Genomic DNA, 21,860 nt, shown 5'->3' on the forward strand with positions numbered 1-21,860 from the left:
CTTATAAACCATTAATTTTGACTTTTAAATCAGTAACTGAGGTTCCAATTGCACCAAAATTCCCCATCGAACCATTTTGAAGACCATTAAACACAGTAGATGTACTGGTACCGCTGCTTCCCATAATCATCTGATTGATCCCTACATCAAATTTACTGGACTCACCTGTATTGCCAAAAACAAAACCACTTGGCTCAACGCCTGCGTAGAAACCATTTAACGAGAAACCATTGGTTTTATCTGTACCCGTGAGTTGAAAATTGAAGTTTGCACCAATATCACTATCGTCTGACAGAAGGGCTATAGCGCAGCCAGTTCCTGCGCCACAAATGGATTGAATTGCTCCGCCAAAAGCGAGCATACGACCTTGAGGGGCATTGCCGAGTTGTAAATTCATTGTGGGTTTAATTGCAGCAAAATTGATGTCAAAGCCACTGTCCATTTTCAGTATTTTAATCACATCAGGTTTTTCACTGGTTCCGGTGAAAATAGATTGATACCCTGTTGGACCTGAAGATGAACTCGCACCCGCCAAATAAAGTGCAAAAGGCGAAACTTTAATACCCGTAATATTGCTGCCGAAACTTAAACCAATATTCGCAAATGGTTTGCCTCCAGTACTGCCATCTGCATCCAACATGACCTTCATCGTTGGTGTAGTTGAAGCCCCCAAGAACGTTACATTTAAACTTTGCTCTGCAAGCGTACCTGCCGTTTTGCCAGCAACAACAAGCGATGCTTTGTTTGCATCATTCACACTTGTACCTAATCCGTCACGATCAATAATGGACAGTTGATTGATTTGAACTTTGCTAATATTTATACCGACATCAATCCCTGCCTGACCCGTTGTTTGAGAAAGACCTTGATCATCCAGGGGTTGCATCGCCATTGCAACTGGACTCAATATCAATAATGATATACACCCTAGCTTGTTATTTTTCTTCATTATCCTAATCCTTAGGAAACTTTATATACTGTCTACTACATCACAGTCTAATCAGAAATGAACTACGATAAAAGTATAACCCGACCAATAACGCATCAATTTCGCGGAATAATATTGAGTTCACTGCTTAAGCGACCACCTGTCAATGCAATTTCACCTAAGCGTGCACCAGATACTAATGCGCCCGAAGCAGCTGGAGGATAAAAGTTTAAGTCTCTCGCTCTAAATACACCATCTACCGATTGTGTCGGATTAAATTGGAAACTTGCATTAAATCCAACTTGACCTGTACCTGAAGTTGGATTTTTACTAATGACAATTGCATTATTAAAGCGGACATTCCCTGTCAAATTATCTAAACCGAGCGATGAACCATTCACTGGATCACTGATCTGAATCGTATTATTATTCTGAGCCAACTTTAAATCACCCACAACAGTTAAACGACTGCCTGTACCATCATTATTTATTTCGCTACTCGGAATCAAGGAGAGGTCCATATCGCCACCGAAACGAAGTTTTACACCAAATAGTACATCATCACTCTTTGCAAAATTATTTATATCCGAGGCACTTTTATTCCCACATGCAACTGATGCTGTCGCTAAACCTAGGGCACATGATTTGTAAGTAGTTCCAGGTAAATAACCACCAGCAACCTCAGCAGCCATCACAACCAACATATTTTTTAAGCTTAAATTTAAACTTCCATTTTCAACACCAACGCTACCATTTCCCTTGAGTAACATATCGATATTTCTAAGTCCCATATAATAATCTGTAGGCTGACCATTTCGTAACCCACCATCAATCACCATAATCGATGTTGTATTATTACCCAATTTAGTAGTGCCATTTTTATCTACACCTTCTGTCGTGAGCCCCAGTGAAAAGCCAAGCCGAGCAGTTTGACCAGAAAGTGCTATTTTACTTTGTGTACCATCCGTTGAATAAGAATACACTTTATCTGCATCCACAGTTGTTCCATACATCGCTAAGTTTGCATTCAGATTATAAAATGGTAGTGCCAAGCCCCATTGGTTATTCAATCCACTATCTGTAAAAAGATTATTTGTGGCTACACCCGCACTTGTTGTAAACCGACCTCTTCGAGAAATTGCTTGGAATGCCGCACCTCGAATAGAAGATACAACACTATAAGGCCGATTTCCCGTTGTCAAAGTGCTATAAATATCCTGTTTATAGTCATTTACATTTGTCAATGACTGACCATTGGCAAAACTTGAAGTTTGGAATGTATTATTAACAGGTAAAGTTAATTGCTTTGAGTCTGTTAGGTTTAAAAATACACTGCCGGTATCAAAAGATGCACGCGTATCTTTTTGTAATCCTGTTAAATTGCCAAATTCAAACCCATAGCTATTTAAACCCGCACCGCCTATTTCTAAGGTGGTTGCATCACCACTGCCAGCAAGCATTGTATCGCTATCTTTGGTAAAGTCTGTTTTCATTCTAAATGCAATTCCAGAACTACCGACAATATCTTTACCGGTATCAGTACCTGTCGCATTCACGGCAGAACCAATAAGATTGCTTGCATTCTGTATACCGCGGAATTGCAGTGAGCTGTTCACCATACGACCACTAGCACCTACACGAATCAAGCCTTTCGCGCCTACTGGGGTATTATAGTTGTCTACATCATATAAAGATGCTGGTGTAAAATTAGTCCCTTTATTATTCACCATAATTTCAAGATTTAGACCAGCATTGGAAGTTGTAGTGCCATTGCCATAAGACCCACTATTGATAAAACCTGCTTTTGTAGAGGCAGGGTCAACAACACGGGCTAAATCAACATAACCATAGGTCGCATTTGGTGTTGCAGAATTTCCTGCAGTATTAGCCCCCAAGTTTGTTTGCAACTTAAAGCCTTCAATTGCATCCACAAATGCAAATCCTTTACCTTTAAAGTTGAAGTTGAAATTCTTTAAAATCAACTGATTTAGTTGATTTGCAGCACTGGTTTGTCCAAGGTAAATATTGGCATTTTGAAGTCCTAAAGTCATATCCAGTTGATTGGTTTTGCTCAAAAGCCCATTGACTGTTTTTATCCCGATTATTGTATTTGATGAAGTTTGAATCGCTAAATTTCCAATTTTTGCACTACAGCGAGCGCCACTTGGATCACTGTCACACACTCGAAATGAATCCACAGTCATGAGCACAGGAGAGAGTGATAAATTCAGATTAACTCCAGCCTGCCCATTTGTGCTCCCCATGTTCAGTTTTAAATTCGCTGTTAATGGATCTGATGGCGATGCAACGCTATTTTTTTGAATCTTGACAGTATCTGCTGTTGCCGTAAGTGCTTGACTCGTTGCATCCGCTTCTGCACGCCCCGTCTGATCAGTCCAATACAATGTTTTAATATTGGCTTCTTTCAATGTCGCTTCTATATTGACACCGTCTTGACCATTTACATTTCTAAGATCACCATCATCCAAAGCTTGAAGTGCATAAGCAGGCATATGCATCACCAATAAGCTGAATGCCAATGTATTTAAAATAAATCTCTTTCCATGCTGTTGTTTTTGTATTTTCATCCTTGAGCCCTCAGATTTATTTTCCTTAGCAACGTTTATTCATTGTTGAGTCACAACTAAACATCATTAACTTGCCCTGAAGCGCCAGATTGCCATTCATTTGCATGCCCATAAATCCAGTTTCACGACCTGTATCGTAATTGTTTGCAGTAGAACCATTGATACCCGTTGTTTGAGGTTTCGCAGCATACGTATTGGCTTTTAAATAACCATATTGCGCTTGTGTCGCACCTGAAGAATTTTCAGTCACCGTTCCATCCGCATTGGTTTTACTGGTGAATTCATCTTTTTCAATAGAAAGCGAGTTAAAGCCAAAGTTACGGATCTGTATAGGTTTATCTGCATCAAAAGATAACTGAACAGCTGGTTTAATCATCTGTAAATCATTGGTATTTTTATAAACTAAATCAGCACCATCCAAACCCAATTTCTGAATATTAATAGTTCCCTGAATTCCTTTAAATACAACCCAGAGTTTTTTTCCTTCAGTACTGCTCGCCACACCATTTGCATCGACATAACGATTATTTACAGATAATGCTAAGTGGCAAAATTGTAATTTCTCACAAATTCCACCAACACCATTATCAAACTTATAAGCATTATTTGTTGTGAAATATGAATCATTGGCATTAATTTGATTCAATACCAGCTTTAAAGATAAATCTGCCCCAGCCTGGCCTTCGACTTGCTGTAGATCTTGATCGGATAACGCTTCCAGAGCAACTGCATGAACGCTCAATAAGCCAGTGAGAATAAGGAGTATTGTTTTTTTCATCATAATTCGTCCTATCCTATAAGCCTTTAGTCGTTATTTTCATATGTTGGATCAGCATGCCATCAATGACCGCTGACCCCAAATTATTCTGTGCGTTTGAAGTAGCGGCATTACTTAATTGATTAAATGAAATTCCAACAGCGCCTGCAGTTTTATCGGCAAGTAAAGTTTTACCAGCATCAGGACTATAAACAGTCCCTATGCTAATACTACTGTGCGTCGCTGTACTCCCTTGGTAACCTGAAATTGAACTTGTACCACAGTTATAAACATTACAAGTTGATCCTTTATAGCTTGTATCCGCACCGGTATAATCCGTATATATCTGTTTATAAATTGATTCTTTATTTGGAATTCGAGCTAGTTCCAAACTAAAGTTTGTTCCATCAGAACCCAGAATAAGTGGTTGATACAATGAACCCAATACTAAATTTGTATTCAGGTTATAAATATAAATACCTTCTTTATCCGAAAAAGTGGGGGCTAATCCGCCATTGATTGCAGGAGTAGATAATATGTCTTGCGCTGTACCTGTTGTACAACCATTCAAGTTTCCTACCCCACATTCTTGGGTACTTAAACGCAACACATGATTCATCAAGTTTACAGGCATAGCCCACGAATTTGATGCAGATGTTCCCAATAATTTAGAACCATCACCACTATTCAACCGTATAACGCCAGCAAGTCCTAAAGTATTATTATAGAAAGCACTCATCCCACCTGTATTGGTCGCACCGCCTAGTGTCTGGAATAGTTGAATTTTACTGCCATTCAATCCAAAACCATTAAAGATACCCTGTAAACGAATACGGTTTGCACGCCCTGTTGCGGTTGTACTAAATCCCTCACCTAAATTAAATTGGTTTGAGTCCTTATCTGGTTTACTTTGATCACGTACGAAACCATCTGCCCATAGCGCTAGTTTAAGGTTATATGCATCCTCACCACCTGCATCATTGACAAATGCATTTGTAGTTACGGTTCTTTTATCAGCAGCAAATGTATAGATATTTTCATATAACGGCGCTTCAAAATTTAAATAGGTTACCGAATTGCTCCCTGTACCAAAATCTGGAATATTTTGATCTGTTTTTACATTAAATATCCAAGGATTTGTTGCAGTCCCCCAACTTTTAATTGCAGCATTAGCTATACCACCTGTTTGTCCTGCATCTAACCGTAGATTTGCATTATTGGTCGCATTTTTAGACAAAGCTAAACCGTATAAATATAAATCTGCCTTACCCACTGAGTGATCACTGCTATTCACAACACCATCTTTATTGGTATCTTGCACGATTGATGACAACGGTCCTACTGGCACATAATAAATGTATCCCGTATCTAAACTACGATCGGTCAGTATTGTATTTTGCGACTGGTTCACGCCAGCACCTTGAAACACCATATAGGCATCTTTAGGTAATAAGGCGATACCTTCACCTGTGGTATCACTTAATTTTTCATCAGACATGACTTCCAATGCGAAGCACGATTGGGAAATGACCAAGCCAACAAAACCAGCCAAAACTGTTTTATGAAATTTTGCCGTATAAGTGAGTGTAGTCATCTATGACCTTCCTGTGTTATACGATGCTCCGCACCATATTTTATTTTATTTCTTAATCTCTACGTCACTGTACATTATGGTCTTTCCCTACCCATACAGTTATGTTATCTATATCACACTTTATCTTATGCAATATTTTTCATTATGCCAAAGTCTTTTATGTAAAATACACGTTTTTCCGATAAACGTAATTCTAGAAATATAAAAAAAGCAATAGAACATTTGCTTCTATTGCTTTTTAAATCTGATGATCATTTTTAACAGAATTTTAAAGTACCATAACAGTTTGGGGTAAAGTCTTGTTTGGCTAATTGCAAGTTATTCAATGTCATATTAGGTCGAGTTGCGTCTTTTAGATCAACGTCTTTTAAAGGAATTGTACTGCCAAAAAGACAATTTTCTAATGCAAGAGACCCACATTGTACAGGTTTATCTTGCAAATAATCACTCACCTGATTCATAACTTCATTTAAAGTTGCTTTAGGAATATCAACACGATCAGTCGGATCAATTTTTCCGATATCAATAGGATTAGAAAACTCTAACCACCAACCTTTAGCAGCTGTAGATTTATTGCCTGGCCATTGCAGATCTTGTCCTTGTAAGGATAAGGATGCAGGAGTTCCATTTAGGCTGGCTTTGTGAAAATAACCTAAATCCTCGTTAATATTTACATCTACATTTAAATTTTTAATTGTTCCACTCGTTTCTTTATCCAAGTTAATAACACCTAGGGCTCTAGCGATAATATTACCACTCAAATCAATATCTCGTACTAAGGCACTTGCTTTCAATGCTGCACTATTTATACGCTTTCCAGTAATTACTTGTTCTGGTAATAATAAATCTCCCTTTAAAATATTACTTCCAGTTGCTTTATCTCGTAAGTTTAAATTATATGAAGTAGTAACAAAATTAATTGGAATAATAAAAACAGCGCAACAAGCCTTCCCGTTGATTGCATTGTAACCATCTGATTGTATTAATTGTCTTCTAGATGCTTCTCCAGAAATCAAACTATTACCAAAACCGTTCACCAAAGCTGTTCCAGTGGTAGCTGCAACTTTCATATAACCACTTAAAGAATTAATTCCGTTTTTGCTACTACTATTTTCTTGGCCAAATGTTAATAATCCAATGGCTTTTTCTGAACTTAGATTAATCCCCACAACCTCTCGCGTCGAAGCACTATTTGGATTTTTAATCGCAAACTCCATAAAGGGATTGCTTAATACCGCACTAGACCCTACACGCGCTGCTCGATCACTTGCACTGTTTGTATTTGATGTTGCAGAATTCCCTAAGCCACTTAAACTCAGATTATCAATATCAATATCGCAATTCCCTGCACCATTGACACCACCACACCCCAACTGTAGCTTTTTTATATTGGCGTTCAATTCTAATTCTGCTTCCAAACCTAATTTATAAAAGCCAATATTTTTTGCACCTATTATATTTCCTGCACTATCCTTACGCTTAGCTTCAAGGTTTGCTGCATCTGTTGGTGCAATATAAGACAAGCTCATGAGTGCCTGCCCTGTCGTTTCAGAAAGTTGCTCATCTGACATACTTTGTAAAGCAGAAAAATCCGCATATACGGAGGACACACTAAAAATGCTAAATGAAAAAAGTGTTATACACAAAGACTTTATTTTAAACATGAACATCTCCTCATCCTTAGACTATGTTCAAAATTGTTACACTCTATTTTTTAGCAGTAAAAGTTAGTTTTTAAAAAAACTTTATAAAACTTAAAACTTTAACAGTAAAAATGTATTTTAATTTTCAATAGAGCAATATAATATGAGTAAGTTATCACACTTATTTTGATTTCTGATGTGTTTCCGATAAAATGACAAAATATAAAAATACGATACTTTTCATGCACTTAAAAACCCAATTATTAAGACACTAACTTAAGTTTATAACAGTGCCCTCCAACCCACTGTATTTTATCATTTTTAAATACACATCTTTATCTAGAGTGAGTTATAAATTTTTTTATTCTGCACTATTTTGTTTTTATAATTAAACTTCACAATAAAAATTAGATGTAACTATAAAACGTTATTGTTAGGATGAGTTGTAAGAATACATACCTGTTTAGTCTAGAAGATGCGTACATATAGTTTTAATGTGATTCAAGCAAAAAATTCTGCTCAATATTCTTTATTCAAATCAATAAAGATAACCAATTAAAATCATGCTAAGACTCAATCAGTCATATCAAATTCACTAAATACAAATATTATCTGGTTAATAAATATGAGTTGACCTGAATGCAATATCAATTTTCCAGGAAATAAATCATTATTGAGCTATTGCTTGTAATTGGTTCAAACAGCGCAACAAATAATTAAAATCTTGTAATATATCAATATGCTTTAATAAATTAGAGAAAGACTAGATGTAAAAATTTTCCAATAATCAAAATTACTCATCAGGTGAAATTGGAAAAGAATAAAAGCATACGTGTTTCATCAGACCAGCAGACTCCTCTAAAAAATTTAGAGGAGTTTTAAATCAACAGAACTTTAAGTTTCCATAACAATTACGGTAAGGCTGCTCTAATAAGGTAATATTTCCGTCTCTGGCATTTGAACTGGATGCAATATTACTTACAAGACTACTGACTTTATCTGAAATATTGAGTGTGAACGCATCTTGAAGATACATACTCCAACCTTTACTCACAGCAGCCGCATAATCTGGATATTGTAAATTTTGTGCAGATAGGGCTATACCAAAGGTATTTGAATTCACATCGATTTGATGGACATTACTTAAGTTATAAGGCATTTGATAAGTACTTAAACCAGAAACCGTAGTCCCTAAACCTGTTGCTAACTGTTGCTTAATATAGTCTGAGATTCCACCTCTTAATACCGGTAAGAGTGCATTACCAATATTTGCGCCGAAAGATCCTGAACAAATACCAAGAATCCTTACACAAGAATTACTGGTATTCAGCTCTAATGCAGAAGTAGTTGAAGTACCGTTCATAATATCATCGACCACTGCACTTAAATCTAAACCTTGTATTTTCGCCTGAGTTACACGATTTCCAACGACAGAAACTGCTAGACCATTTCGACTCACAGTTGAATAGTTTGCGGTAATTTCACTATATTTTACTGAAGCCAAACCTAAATTTAATATTGTTGCATCATCGAGACCCAAAAAGGCGCTTGGTGTCGATATTGCATTTGTATTCCATGTATTTGATCTTACAGGAGAAACATTCGTTTCACCTTGCATTGTCAAATTTGCTTTCCCAGTAAAATAACCACTAAATGTATTTAGACTACCAATGGATAATGGTCCTTCAGCCTTTTCAGCGCCAATACGAATACCCACCACTTCACGAGTAGAGGCACTGTTGGGATTTTTAATTGCAAACTGAAAATATGGATTGGTTAAAACAAAATCTTTCATATTTACTTGGTTGCTAATCGAGTTATTGCTATCAAGACCTGTAGGTTGTTTTGGATTAGTTGTAGCAGTAGTAATACAGTAACCAGATGCCCCTGTAATACAACCAAATGAAACATTATCCAAATCTAAGTCACAAGCACCAGCTCCGTTCGCTCCACCACAACCCAATTGCAGTTTTTTAATATTTGCATTCAATTCAACTGTAGCTTCAAGTCCTAATTTATAAAAACCAACCGTACCGTCCCCTCCAGAACGGCGAGCTTCTAAATTTGCTGCGTCTGTAGGTGCTAAATAGCTTAAACTCATCAACGCCTGTCCTGTCGTTTCTGACAGTTGCTGATCAGTAAGTGGCTGTAACGTTGCTGCATGGCTTGAGCCTATGACAAAGCCACTCAATGCAACCAATGCAAGACTTAAATATTTGAACTGGGACATAATACGCTTCCATCCTGAGCAAAGCTTGACCTTATTTTTATCTTTATGCTAAATGTTCATTCAATTCCTATCTGAATAACATAATATAAATCACATTATATTTAGCATATATTGAATGATTTCATTTGTAGCATAGATCAAAGTTTATACCGAGAAAATATTTGTATATTCCGATAAAAATCATTAATTTAGAATAATTTAATATTTTCTTAAATTAATTTAAACAATCTGCTTTATTTATCGCAAAACTCAAATTAAAATAAATCTATACATCACAATATATTTACTATATCCATAATTGCAGACACAAAAAAAGCAAGTATTTTACTTGCCTTTTAAACTGATTTTTTTAGGTCTTAGGTAAAGTGACTCCTGTTTGACCTTGGTATTTACCACCACGATCTTTATAAGATGTCTCACAAACTTCATCTGATTCGAAGAATAACATCTGTGCTACACCTTCACCTGCGTAAATACGTGCTGGTAAATTGGTCGTATTGGAAAATTCTAGTGTCACATGACCTTCCCACTCTGGCTCGAGCGGCGTGACATTGACAATAATCCCGCAGCGAGCGTAAGTCGATTTCCCTAAACAAACAGTGAGAACATTACGGGGAATACGGAAGTACTCAACTGTACGCGCCAAAGCAAATGAATTTGGTGGAATAATACATACATCAGATTCGATATCGATAAAACTACGATCATCGAAATTTTTTGGGTCTACAATCGCGGAGTGAACATTGGTAAATACTTTAAATTCACGCGCACAACGGACATCATAACCATAGCTTGATACACCATAAGAAATTAGCTTCTCACCTTGTTCATCATAACGAACTTGGTTTTCTGCATACGGTTCAATCATACCGTGTTTTTCGCTCATTTCGCGAATCCAACGATCAGACTTAATGGCCATTTATTTCTATCCCAAAACTGTGCTGTTTACTGCGCTGTACTTTAACTGAAATTGCTTTTGAAAGGAATGTTTCTTGCGAAATAGCTTTACCTCAGTCTGTAAGTAAACTCCACAGACTTTAACGAGAAGGACCTTATAAACTTAAAAGAGCAGAGTAACTGAGAGGAACTGTGAAACTAACTAAGACTAAAGAAGCGGTTCTTTGCATATTGCGTTGATTCAACCAGGACACTTTATTGCTACAAATCACAGAACCGATAAAGGTCCAAAAGAATGCAATCGGAATAATCAACAATAGGAAGACCAACATATGGGAGGTATAGGCTGAAGCATTTTGCCATACGTAGGTTGGAAAAATTGCAGAAGCGAATAACAACGCTTTTGGATTTAACAGCGTTGCCAAAAATAATTCTCTAGCACGGATAGTTGCTTGGTTAAAGCCTTCATCTTGATTTGCTGTACGCCATAATTTTAAAGCTAAAAATAGGATATAACCCGCACTAAATAGTTTAAGTATAACAGGCACACTTGGAAACTGCTTCGATACAGTACCGATGATCAATCCCCAAATCGTGATGGAGACAAAATATCCTAAAGCTTCAGCTGGAATAAGTGCAAGAGATTTTCGAATTCCAACTTGAATTCCAGAAGACGCTAAAAGCGTATTAGTTGGTCCAGGTGTTAAAAGAATCGTCACCACCAGGCCAATAAAAAACCATGAAATCATTAAATGACCTCACCTATCAATTGAGCGCAGATTAAATCTTTTAGTGAGAATTGGCAAAAAAATAATTGTAAGAGAAATCTCAAAGAACACCAAAAACAAAACTAAATATATTTTATTTTCAATCAACTACATGTCTAGATAACGCAAAAGACTCCAAAGTCATTTAAGCCGTGATTGCTGTTTTTACGTTCATATTTGAGTAATAAAACTTTCAATAATGTCTTTTAAATCAGTATAGTTAAGTCAAAAAAGTGAAACTGATCACACAAATATGGATTGCTTATCGCAAATGAACATGCGCTTTACTGGATATCACTGTTTTTAAGGTAATTTTCAGTTTCTTTGCTTAACATTCACTCAAAACCATCATTCATTCTTTCAGGTATTTTGTTCGAAAGGTTGTCGTTTTTATCTACATTGATGCACAATAGTCACCTTTCCTTCATTCTTTAGTTTTATGGCAAAGCATTTTTTTCAGTCTTGGCTCCCTTCGCCAGAACGGGTCAATAATTTGAAATTCATGAAGATTTTTGGCGAAAAAGCCTTAAGTCCTCAGCTTTGGTACGTCAATCGAAAGTCTATTTCGAAAGCAATGTTTATAGGTACGTTTTGGGGGATTTTGCCCATTCCGTTTCATACCCTGCTCATTATTTTTTCAATATTGATATTTGAGGCAAATCTGCCGATTGGTCTAATTTTAGCCTGGATCATGAATCCAATCACCATTGTCCCAATTTTATTTTTTGCATTTTGGATTGGTTCTAAAATTTATCATGTACATATGATCAATAAAGAAATGCTTCTAGGCGTATTTCACCAAATTATCCATTGGATCAAAAACTTCGGGCACGGTCATATTGATTTTAGTCTGGCAAAAATTTTAGCTACTGGGCTTTTTATCGAGGCTTTAGTATGCGCATCTTTGCTATTTATCTTGACACGTATATATTGGCGGTGGAGCGTGATTAGAAAATGGAATTACCGTAAAAATCATTCCCTTTAAAAATTTATCTCCAACACCTTTGATTGTTATTTTGAAACAGCCTGTTTAGCTTTCATATATTCAACCACAACATCCAACACATAATGCTGGCATGCCTCACCAGTGCCTGCATCATAAGCTCCACCATTGGTAATGTTATTTGACAGCACTCGAATACCCAAAAATGGGACTTTAAATTGACTGGCAATTTGTGCAACAGATGCTGCTTCCATTTCTTCCACCGAAGTCCCATAATTTTTATGGAAGTATGCAATTCGATCTAATTCATTATTCCACACATCAGCCGAACCGATGGTACCTTCAACCACATTGCCCTGCATATAATTCTTCTGGGCACGGTGTGCTGCCATTAAAAGATCAGTATCCGCTTCAAATTTACGAATTGCGATCGGCTCTGGATCAGATTCATCATCTGGCAATACATCAAAGGCTTCGTTCCATTCTAAAGCGTCAGAACCTTCTCCCAATGCTTTTTTAGGGGTTCTAAATGCACCAATGTTGGTTGTATAGCGACCTAAAACAATATCATAGACCTTTAGATCAGGATCATGCCCACCCGATGTCCCCTGGTTGATAATGGCAATGGGCTTATAACGCTCAATTGCGATAGCCGTTGCAGCTGCCGCATTGCTCATTCCCATTCGTGTCTTAGAAATAATCACAGGATAACCTTGATAAGTCCCTTTCCAAAACTTCCATCCACCTACAGTTTCTACGGTCGCATTACTCAGTTTTGCTGCCATTTGCTCAGACTCAACAGGTAATGCACCTTGAATCACAATGGGTTGTAGGGTTTTTGGAGCAGTCGTATTCTCACTTTTATTGTTTGAATCATTGTTACATGCTGTCAATAGTAGAGAACCACACATGCCAAGAACATGGATCATTTTTTTGAATTGCATCATTTGCTCAACGGCTTAAATAAGAACTGGATATTTAAGCAATGAATATACCAATTCCACAAATTTCATTTTTTATATCAAAACTAGAATACATATGATTTGGATATGTTTGATCTCATTTAAGCTTATTCAAACAGCTCATTATTCATCACCGCAATTTGATTTCAATTCCCCACCCTTAATAAACTTTATGTTTGTATGCGCATTTTTAGAATCTTTTGATGTTTAATTTTCTTTTACACTTTTGAATTATAGATAATATTTCTACCATGAAGCGACATGGGTGTCGTCGTTGATCAAGGGCAATAAGAGCATCCCGCTCCACAAAAAGATTCAAACTCTAGATGACAATGGAAACTTTATTTCATCAAACCAAATATTCTGTACATTGATTGTATGGATCAAGAAAATTATATTTTGATGTATGAGTTTCTCAACAGATTAACTCTCATTCAAAAGTTCATTGTTTCATTCTTGATTAGCCTTTCTCGGATTTAATGATGAGTATCAAGAAAGGCTAGCGCTTAGCATAAATTTAGAAAATTCTATGTGGATCTTTTTCTGCTCGAGGTAAAGCTTTGGCAATTTTCTCAGCGATCAACATATAGCTTTCCGCAGCTGCATCTCCTGCAATAACAGACGGATGACCCGCATCGGCATTTTCTCGAATCTGTACATTTAAAGGTAATCGACCAAGCAATGGAATATCATATTGTTCTGACAAATGATCACCGCCACCTGTACCAAAAATTTGCTCTTCATGGCCACAATGTGTACAGATATGTGTCGACATATTTTCAATGACACCCATCACTGGAATCTGGACTTTATTAAAGAGCTCAATGCCTTTTACTGCATCCATTAAAGCCACATTTTGTGGTGTAGTTACAATCACCGCACCAGTCACAGGAATACGCTGTGCAAGGGTCAATTGGATATCACCTGTACCTGGTGGCATATCAATCACCAATACGTCAAGGTCAGGCCATAAGGCTTGATTAAACAGTTGCATCAATGCACCTGTAGCTTTTGCACCACGCCATGCAACTGGGGTATTTTCTTTGCCAATCAAATGTCCGATTGAAAGGACTGCCATTCCATATGCTTCAAGAGGAACAAAGTGTTCACCTTCAATTTTGGGTGTCTGTCCAGCATTGCCCAACATCGTCGGTATGCTTGGACCATAAATATCTGCATCCAATACCCCAACTTTCAAGCCCAACGTATTAAGTGCTAAGGCGATATTGACCGTTGTGGTCGATTTACCAACACCACCTTTACCAGATGAAATCAAAATGACATTTTGTATGCGTGGATGTTTGGGAATATCTCGTTGTTGCGGTGCAGCTTTCTGAATAGGTGGATTATTTAGGTCTGCTTCTGCTGGAGCAGATTGTGGTGAAGCATCAACGACTGGTGGTAATTTATTATTTTCTGCTTTGGGCTGACTGGAACAACTATGCCCTGCTTTTCCATGTTGTTCACTAGAGCAACTTGAATCATGCTGAATTTTTTGCTGAATCACATGCATATTCAACTCTTGGATACCGCATTTTTCTAAGCTATCGGCAAGATCATCATGGATTCTCTGTAAGTCGTCGGCTTCAGTGGGATATGTATTGATCGTAAGCTGCAATACCCGCCCAACAACGTTCACTTGGGTAATACGATCCTTTAACGCGTTGTTCGAGTTTGGCAATATGTAGTTTTGCAAAACAGATTGGACTTCTTCCTCTCTCACCTCCTGCGCAGGAGAAAAAACTGATTTAAGTGAAGAAAGCCAAGACATAGATTTGCTCCAAGTTTGCAAATACAACAAATACTGAAACTATAGTTTAACTGTAAATTGAGCTGAGGGTAAGCAAACTTCTATTCAGCTTTTTGAATGTCTTTATTGATCCTACTGATTTAGTCGCTTTTGTGCATATGACTACTGTTTCTTCATCTACTTAGTCAGGAATTTTATCATCATGGATTCTAAGTACTGTGGGTTAAATCTATATCGATATTGTCTTTTAAACCTATCAATTCAATACAGAACACACTGAAAAAAAGCGATAGTGGATTTCCAATTTTTATCATAACAAGGTTTAGTGTTGATGAAACTACGCCATGCTTTTACACTTTCTTTATTTATTTCCAGTTCTATTTTTGCAGGGACATCGACCAATACTGTACATACATCTTCTGGACAATTGATTTCAATAGGCGACAGTTTTACAGATATGAATACACCCATTGCTCAATCGCCAATTTCTATGCAGACTTATGAAAAAAAGAAGGCAAAACTAGCGTTACTGTTTTTAATTATACTGATGAAATTAAACAAGTTAATATACTTTTACGATCATTGATAATCAGATTCGTCAAATTGAATGGACACCTAAAGCACCAAAGTTAAAAAGCCACTGAAAAATCATTTTTTTCAGTGGCCTTTATATTAACTTTTATCAGTCTCATCATCATTTTTGTGTTTCAAATCATTTACTTTTTGCTCACCTTTAAGCAATGTTTCCTTGGCTTTATGTTTTAAATCATCAGCCACTTTTTCAGCACTTAATTTTGCTTCTTTTGCCTTTAACTTTACATCATCAATTACTTCAGAAGCTTTATTTTTTAAATCATCTAAGTTTGTCATCTGTCGTTCCTATTTTGATTAAGTTACTTATTATTTATAACAACAGAATCATGATAAAACGTCAAAAACTGCATTTCAGAAACAATTCATCTACAGAATGTAGCGATGTATCTTTTTGTTTCAAAATGAATAAAATAGTCAAATAAGAATCTACATCTTGATTCTGCTTTAAACATTGGGATAATTTATGCAACAAGTGATCAAAGACAAAATTATTCGAATATGCAATGAGAAAATTGCAAAAAAAGGCGATCAAGTCGGATTATCCTTTTATGCATTTTTTGCTAATAAAAATGATGACCCAGAAACATTAATGCAAGTTGCAGAATGGTGGATTAAAACCCATAAACTCGATCATTTTGAAAAGGCAAGCAAAATTAAAAAAATGATTGAAAATGAACAATAAGCACTTGGAGGTTTTAAAATAATTCTTGGTAATGCTGCATATGGGTAAAAATTCCTTCTTGTCTTATATATTGATCAATAAGAGGTACCAATCGTTGAAAATGTGCTGATTGAACATGCGCATCTAGCGCAGCGCGATCAATCCATTCTTCAATAAATACAAAATGTCCTGTATTTCGTAGGTCATGATATAAATCATAGGCAATACAACCTGCTTCTTGTTTGGTCTTTTCAACTAATTCTTGATATAAAGGTAAAACCAAATCAATTTTATCTACTTGAATAAAGTCTTCGGCAATCAGTTTAAGCATGAACCACATCCTGTCCTAAATCATAGCTTTAAGATAGTACAGAAAATCCCACCAAATAGCCCACTTATCATTCATAAACCCTATGTTTTTTAGACAGAATCAAGCTCAAAAGGACAACTTCTTATTGAATAAATAGTGATAGACAAATAGTTTAGATTTTTAGATCAGATACGTCCTTGAATCATAGTTTTTTATTAATCATTAGCGCTCTAGATATTTTTATATAAATACCAAGATCACATTCCATTCTCTTTTTCGATCTTGGCTTCAGTGGCTAAAACTTCAACATAAAATATTAGATTTCGAGATGAAATTAAGGTGAAGTCTTTAATATTTGCTGACTAAGATTTTAATGAACTCATAAAACTTACAGCGCTAAATAACCAAATAAACAATACAAAGCTACGCCCCTGATTAAAATGACTCAGTTCTGTACCATGCAAAATATTATGGCGCGTCATACTCACAGTTGAACTGTTGTCCATTTTGTATGCTGCTAGCTCTAAAAAGTAATGATTCCATTCGTTGGCGATTTTGGCTTTATGCCATAAGCTCTTAATCTCATGTCCTTTTAATCCCGGTACGATTTTATAAACATCAATAAACTTGGTGTCTTGCTGTTTTAGGTAACCATTTTGAACCAGCACCGCTGTCAATAAACCTTCCAACTGCGCATATAACAAAGGAATACATCCTGCATAGAATTTTAATTCATAGAGTTTAAAACTTTGTTCTAATACTGCTTTGTATTGAGGTTTTGATGCACCAATATCTAATTGATTAAATGCATCCAACAAACTGGATTGAAAAAATTCAGTATTGATCACTTCCAAAAGATTAAATTCTGAAACCTCTTTTGCCTCATGAATAAGTTGCCAAAAATGCAGAAGATTTAATGCATCGTTAGCAACCTTCGCACCGACAGGCTGGTCGAGTTGATCAGCAAGTACATCGAAATAATTTTCTTCTTGGGCAATATCTCTGAGCGTTTGAATTAAAAATTGATGTTCATCTTCAGAAATATCCTCCAGATAGTATTCTGCTTCTTTTAAAATATTTTTTTCAAGCTGCACTTTTGTTTTTTGATTTTGTGCAATACGGATTACAGGTTGATCATCATAATAATCTTCATCAATCATCATGTTATTACTCTTGGGCATACTTTCAATCATTGATTCTATAATAATAAATGGTTCGATATATGAATATGGATAAAAATCTACATTTAAAAAGAATTCACCTATTCTGTTGTGCATCTTGATAGCAATTACGTTAAAATCAATACCCTTGCCTTAACTTTGAGAAAGAGAGTTATATCCGTGCGAAATATTTTAGTCACTAACGCCCTTCCATACGCAAATGGTCCTATTCATATGGGTCATCTACTCGGCTACATCCAAGCAGATATCTGGGTTCGTGCCATGCGTGCAATGGGTCATGATGTGACTTATGTATGTGCGGACGATGCTCATGGTACAGCAATCATGCTTCGTGCTGAAGCCAATGGAATTACACCTGAAGCACAAATTGCCAATGTTCAGAAAGAACACATTCGTGATTTTGATGGTTTTGGTGTGCATTTTGATCACTATGATTCAACCAATAGCGATGAAAATAAGGCACGTTCTGAAGAAATTTATATCAAAAACCGTGAAGCAGGAAATATCGCGATTCGTCCTGTAACACAATTATTTGATCCTGAAAAAAACATGTTTCTTTCCGATCGCTTCATTAAAGGGACTTGTCCAAAATGTAAAGCTGAAGATCAGTATGGTGATTCTTGTGAAGTCTGTGGAACTACATACAATGCAACAGAGCTGTTGAATCCAAGTTCAACTTTAAGTGGCGCAACACCAGTTGAAAAATCATCGGATCATTACTTTTTCAAACTGCCGAATTTTGCGGAATATCTCCAAAAATGGACACGTGATCAAGGTCGTTTACCCGTGTCTATCGCAAATAAGTTAGATGAATGGTTTGAGAATGGCTTGAATGATTGGGATATTTCTCGTGATGCTCCATATTTTGGCTTTGAAATTCCAGATGCACCAAACAAATATTTCTATGTATGGGTTGATGCACCAATTGGCTATATGTCGAGTTTTGAAAATTACATCAAAACCAAACGTACAGAATTGAGCTTTGATGATTATTGGAAAAAAGATTCTAAAAATGAAGTGTATCATTTCATTGGTAAAGACATTGTTTATTTCCATGCCTTGTTCTGGCCTGCGATGCTTGAAGGCGCAAACTACCGTACACCTACAGGTTTGTTTGTGAATGGATTCTTGACAGTGAATGGTCAAAAGATGTCAAAATCACGTGGTACATTCATTAAAGCTGAAACCTACTTACAACACTTGAATCCAGAGTATTTACGCTATTACTTTGCGTCTAAACTATCTGATAAAGTTGAAGATTCAGATTTAAATCTCGATGATTTTGTACAGAAAGTCAACTCAGATTTGGTGGGCAAAGTCGTCAACATTGCCAGCCGTTGTGCAAAATTCATTAATACCAAGTTTGAGAATAAATTGTCTGCAATTTGTGCAGAGCCTGAATTGGTTCAAAGTTTTATTGATGCAGGCGATTCAATTGCTAAGGCTTATGAAGCACGTGAGTTTTCTACAGCAATTCGTGAAATCATGGCACTGGCAGACCGTGCAAATCAATATATTGATGAGAAAAAACCTTGGGCTTTAGCAAAAATCGAAGGTGAAGAACAACAAGTTCATGATGTATGTTCAGTTGGTATTAACTTATTCCGCCAATTGGCCGTTTATTTAGCCCCAGTTTTACCAACACTTGCTCAACAAGTCCAAGATTTCTTAAAACTCGCACATTTTGATTTTGCTTCAGTGAAAACCATTTTGGTGAATCATGAAATTGCATTATTCCAACCATTAATGCAGCGTGTGGACCCTAAAGCAGTTGCTGCTATGGTCGATGCATCTAAAGACTCTTTGATTTCTGCAGCTGAACCAGCAAAAGCTGAAAAGAAAAAAGAGAAGAAAGCTGCACCTGTCAAAGCAGAACCTAAAGTTAGTGAGGCAGAAGTTATTGGTATCGAAGACTTTATCAAAATTGATCTTCGTGTTGCAGAAGTTCTTGAGGCAGCGCATGTTGAAGGTTCTGATAAGCTTCTTCAACTCACTTTAAATGTTGGTGAAGCTGAACCTCGTAATGTATTTAGTGGTATACGTGAGTTTTATGCGCCTGAAGATTTAAAAGGTAAATTGGTAGTGATGGTCGCTAATCTTGCTCCACGTAAAATGCGTTTTGGTATTTCTAATGGAATGGTGCTCGCTGCTGGAAATGGTGAGGGCGTTTGGGTCATTTCACCTGAGTCTGGCGCAAAGGCTGGCGACAAAGTCTCTTAATCAAAAGCAATCAAATGGTTTAAAAAGGCTTCTTCGGAGGTCTTTTTTTATGCTAATGTTCAGAAATAAAACCAAGATAAAACCTACAACATGACTATTACAAAAACTATCCCTCTTCAAAGGCCTAAATGGCAAAGTTCAGCATTTGTCATCTGGGGACCATTTATTGGTACATTGATTATTGCAATCACATTTCATAGTCAGATTATGTTTGGTGATCCGATGCGTTTTTTAAAAGGTCTTATTACACCTTCAATCATATTTCCAATGATCGGAGGATTATTTTTAATTATGCCATTCGGTTATCTACTGGGGATTATTCCTGCACTGGTTACTCAATGGCTGTTCCAACATTTCTTCGAACAAAAGCTCGTTCAAATATCCCTAATACGAAGCATAATCTATGGTGGAATTTTAGGCTTAATGCTTGCCCCTTTTATTGTCATTTTTGCCATACTCACTCCGTCACCTATATTCACATTTAGTTATTTGCAGTTTTTTCTCATCCTCCCTACAACCTTAATTTGCACTGTTATTGAATGGAAAAAGGCCCAAAATAATATTTAAAAAAATTAAAGGCCTTACATAAACTGCTGTGAAACTCATAAAAAATCACTTACAAAAGCAGCGTTTTTTTCATCAATAAAAAGCTCAATGACAGATCAATCCATGTTAAAAAATAATTCATTAAATTAACGCTGATCATAGCCAATGAAAAATATTGCCCAATCTTTATCAGTGCTCTGCATTTGTTTGTTTCCTCTTGCATCAAAGGCAGATGTTCAAAAAATTTTACCAATTAGGGAGCAACAACCACAAGTTTCTGGTTTTTACCAACATCAAGTTGGTGATACACAAATTACAGCCTTACTTGATGGCACAAACTTTATGTCGTCCACTCTTTTTAAAGACATTTCATCAGACAAGGTTCAAGAGATTTTGAAAAAATACCACGCCGATCAGGTCAAAGGTGTACAAACCTCAGTCAATGCCTTTCTGGTCAATACTGGAAAGTCTCTAGTTTTAGTTGATAGCGGTACTGCAGATTGTTTTGGTGCACACTTAGGTTCCGTACTCAAAAACCTGAAATCTTCAGGCTATCAACCAGCGCACGTCAATACAATTTTACTTACACATTTACATCCTGATCATTCCTGTGGTGTCAGTAAAAATGGTATTGCCAATTTTCCCAATGCCACGATTTATGTTTCAGAAAGTGAAGCAAATTATTGGCTAAATCCCAAACAAGTAGAAAAAATTACACAGGATAAACGTGAGAATTATCTAGCAACTGTAGATAAAATCAAAGCTGCACTCGCACCTTATCAAGCGAAACAGCAATTTAAAACATTTAAACTCGGTGATAATATTAATGGCTTTGAAGTGATCAACACTGCTGGTCATACACCTGGCCATTTCAGCTATAAACTCAAAACTACTGGTGAAGATGTTATTTTTATTGGTGATATTGTGCATTCGCATACTGTTCAATTTGATAGACCTGAAACAGCAATTGAATACGATATTGATCCCAAAATGGCTGTTCAAACACGTCTAAAGCAATTTGCAGACTATGCTAAAAATGGTCAGACTATAGCAGCACCACACTTGCCATTTCCTGGTATTGGTCATATTTACTCAGCAGATGGAAAAAGCTATCAATGGATCCCAATACACTTTAAAGATTGATTACTTTTTCCTTAACTACAATTGACTAAAGAGCTCAACCTCAGTTGAGCTTTTTGTTTTCCTTATATATTCATCTTTCCAATTTTTCTTATTGCTTCATTTCATCTTTTTATTTTCCATCATGCATAAAAAAACACCCTCAACTA

19 protein-coding genes are annotated in these 21,860 nt (G+C 36.4%); 6 read left to right on the top strand and 13 right to left on the bottom strand.

Annotated elements, in window-relative coordinates:
* Position 1: 1 nt before the first annotated feature.
* The 8 genes from OSH00_RS19645 to OSH00_RS19680 all read right to left on the bottom strand — a co-directional run bounded on the left by OSH00_RS19645 (position 2) and on the right by OSH00_RS19680 (position 11,386).
* Complete coding sequence (locus OSH00_RS19645; RefSeq protein ID WP_266131821.1) at positions 2-949, bottom strand: DUF6160 family protein; 948 nt, start codon at positions 947-949, stop codon at positions 2-4.
* 95 nt (positions 950-1,044) lie between these two features.
* Entirely contained in the window at positions 1,045-3,516 is a 2,472-nt protein-coding gene (locus tag OSH00_RS19650) for a DUF6160 family protein (RefSeq protein WP_266131822.1), read from the bottom strand.
* A 25-nt stretch (positions 3,517-3,541) separates the two neighbouring features.
* Positions 3,542-4,294 carry a hypothetical protein gene (locus OSH00_RS19655; protein ID WP_266131837.1) on the bottom strand — a complete coding sequence of 251 codons (753 nt, stop codon included), beginning with the start codon at positions 4,292-4,294 and terminating at the stop codon, positions 3,542-3,544.
* 16 nt (positions 4,295-4,310) lie between these two features.
* On the bottom strand, positions 4,311-5,867 hold the full coding sequence (locus OSH00_RS19660) for a hypothetical protein (protein ID WP_266131823.1): 1,557 nt from the start codon (positions 5,865-5,867) through the stop codon (positions 4,311-4,313).
* Positions 5,868-6,124: 257 nt separating this feature from the next.
* Positions 6,125-7,531 (bottom strand): hypothetical protein, encoded by a 1,407-nt coding sequence (locus OSH00_RS19665; RefSeq protein WP_266131824.1) that lies wholly within the window; start codon positions 7,529-7,531, stop codon positions 6,125-6,127.
* Positions 7,532-8,393: 862 nt separating this feature from the next.
* A complete protein-coding gene (locus OSH00_RS19670; RefSeq protein ID WP_266131825.1) occupies positions 8,394-9,740 on the bottom strand; it encodes a hypothetical protein in 1,347 nt (448 codons plus the stop codon).
* A gap of 349 nt (positions 9,741-10,089) precedes the next feature.
* The gene (dcd, locus tag OSH00_RS19675; protein WP_004827590.1) at positions 10,090-10,659 is read right to left on the bottom strand and encodes a dCTP deaminase; all 570 of its coding nucleotides are present in this window, start codon (positions 10,657-10,659) and stop codon (positions 10,090-10,092) included.
* A 133-nt stretch (positions 10,660-10,792) separates the two neighbouring features.
* Positions 10,793-11,386 carry a LysE family translocator gene (locus OSH00_RS19680; protein WP_266131826.1) on the bottom strand — a complete coding sequence of 198 codons (594 nt, stop codon included), beginning with the start codon at positions 11,384-11,386 and terminating at the stop codon, positions 10,793-10,795.
* Between the two features lie 457 nt (positions 11,387-11,843).
* On the opposite strand from OSH00_RS19680, the gene OSH00_RS19685 reads away from it, so the two are divergent.
* Positions 11,844-12,389: a DUF2062 domain-containing protein gene (locus tag OSH00_RS19685; RefSeq protein WP_266131827.1), complete on the top strand. Its 546-nt coding sequence runs from the start codon at positions 11,844-11,846 to the stop codon at positions 12,387-12,389.
* A gap of 26 nt (positions 12,390-12,415) precedes the next feature.
* Here the strand turns inward: OSH00_RS19685 and OSH00_RS19690 are convergent, their stop codons facing one another.
* Positions 12,416-13,291: a 5'-methylthioadenosine/S-adenosylhomocysteine nucleosidase gene (locus OSH00_RS19690; RefSeq protein ID WP_266131828.1), complete on the bottom strand. Its 876-nt coding sequence runs from the start codon at positions 13,289-13,291 to the stop codon at positions 12,416-12,418.
* Positions 13,292-13,826: 535 nt separating this feature from the next.
* Entirely contained in the window at positions 13,827-15,080 is a 1,254-nt protein-coding gene (gene apbC, locus OSH00_RS19695) for an iron-sulfur cluster carrier protein ApbC (protein WP_266131829.1), read from the bottom strand.
* A 310-nt stretch (positions 15,081-15,390) separates the two neighbouring features.
* Here apbC and OSH00_RS19700 point away from each other — a divergent pair, with 310 nt between their 5' ends.
* Positions 15,391-15,645 (top strand): hypothetical protein, encoded by a 255-nt coding sequence (locus OSH00_RS19700; protein ID WP_266131830.1) that lies wholly within the window; start codon positions 15,391-15,393, stop codon positions 15,643-15,645.
* Positions 15,646-15,731: 86 nt separating this feature from the next.
* Here the strand turns inward: OSH00_RS19700 and OSH00_RS19705 are convergent, their stop codons facing one another.
* Positions 15,732-15,929, bottom strand: a complete 198-nt coding sequence (locus OSH00_RS19705) for a hypothetical protein (RefSeq protein ID WP_196077470.1) — start codon at positions 15,927-15,929, stop codon at positions 15,732-15,734.
* Positions 15,930-16,116: 187 nt separating this feature from the next.
* On the opposite strand from OSH00_RS19705, the gene OSH00_RS19710 reads away from it, so the two are divergent.
* On the top strand, positions 16,117-16,335 hold the full coding sequence (locus OSH00_RS19710; RefSeq protein WP_266131831.1) for a DUF6500 family protein: 219 nt from the start codon (positions 16,117-16,119) through the stop codon (positions 16,333-16,335).
* Positions 16,336-16,348: 13 nt separating this feature from the next.
* Here OSH00_RS19710 and OSH00_RS19715 read toward each other — a convergent pair whose 3' ends face one another.
* Both OSH00_RS19715 and OSH00_RS19720 read right to left on the bottom strand, forming a co-directional pair.
* The gene (locus OSH00_RS19715) at positions 16,349-16,645 is read right to left on the bottom strand and encodes a putative quinol monooxygenase (RefSeq protein WP_266131832.1); all 297 of its coding nucleotides are present in this window, start codon (positions 16,643-16,645) and stop codon (positions 16,349-16,351) included.
* Positions 16,646-16,986: 341 nt separating this feature from the next.
* The gene (locus OSH00_RS19720; protein WP_266131838.1) at positions 16,987-17,784 is read right to left on the bottom strand and encodes a hypothetical protein; all 798 of its coding nucleotides are present in this window, start codon (positions 17,782-17,784) and stop codon (positions 16,987-16,989) included.
* Between the two features lie 180 nt (positions 17,785-17,964).
* Between OSH00_RS19720 and metG the strand changes: the two genes are divergently transcribed.
* From metG to OSH00_RS19735, 3 genes are all read left to right on the top strand, one after another.
* The gene (gene metG / locus OSH00_RS19725; protein ID WP_266131833.1) at positions 17,965-20,025 is read left to right on the top strand and encodes a methionine--tRNA ligase; all 2,061 of its coding nucleotides are present in this window, start codon (positions 17,965-17,967) and stop codon (positions 20,023-20,025) included.
* A 90-nt stretch (positions 20,026-20,115) separates the two neighbouring features.
* On the top strand, positions 20,116-20,592 hold the full coding sequence (locus tag OSH00_RS19730) for a hypothetical protein (RefSeq protein ID WP_266131834.1): 477 nt from the start codon (positions 20,116-20,118) through the stop codon (positions 20,590-20,592).
* Positions 20,593-20,736: 144 nt separating this feature from the next.
* Positions 20,737-21,714, top strand: a complete 978-nt coding sequence (locus OSH00_RS19735; protein WP_266131835.1) for an MBL fold metallo-hydrolase — start codon at positions 20,737-20,739, stop codon at positions 21,712-21,714.
* The last annotated feature ends 146 nt before the right edge of the window (positions 21,715-21,860 follow it).

Origin of the sequence: Acinetobacter nematophilus (assembly GCF_026344175.1) — a bacterium.
Classification (GTDB): Bacteria; Pseudomonadota; Gammaproteobacteria; order Pseudomonadales; family Moraxellaceae; genus Acinetobacter; species Acinetobacter nematophilus.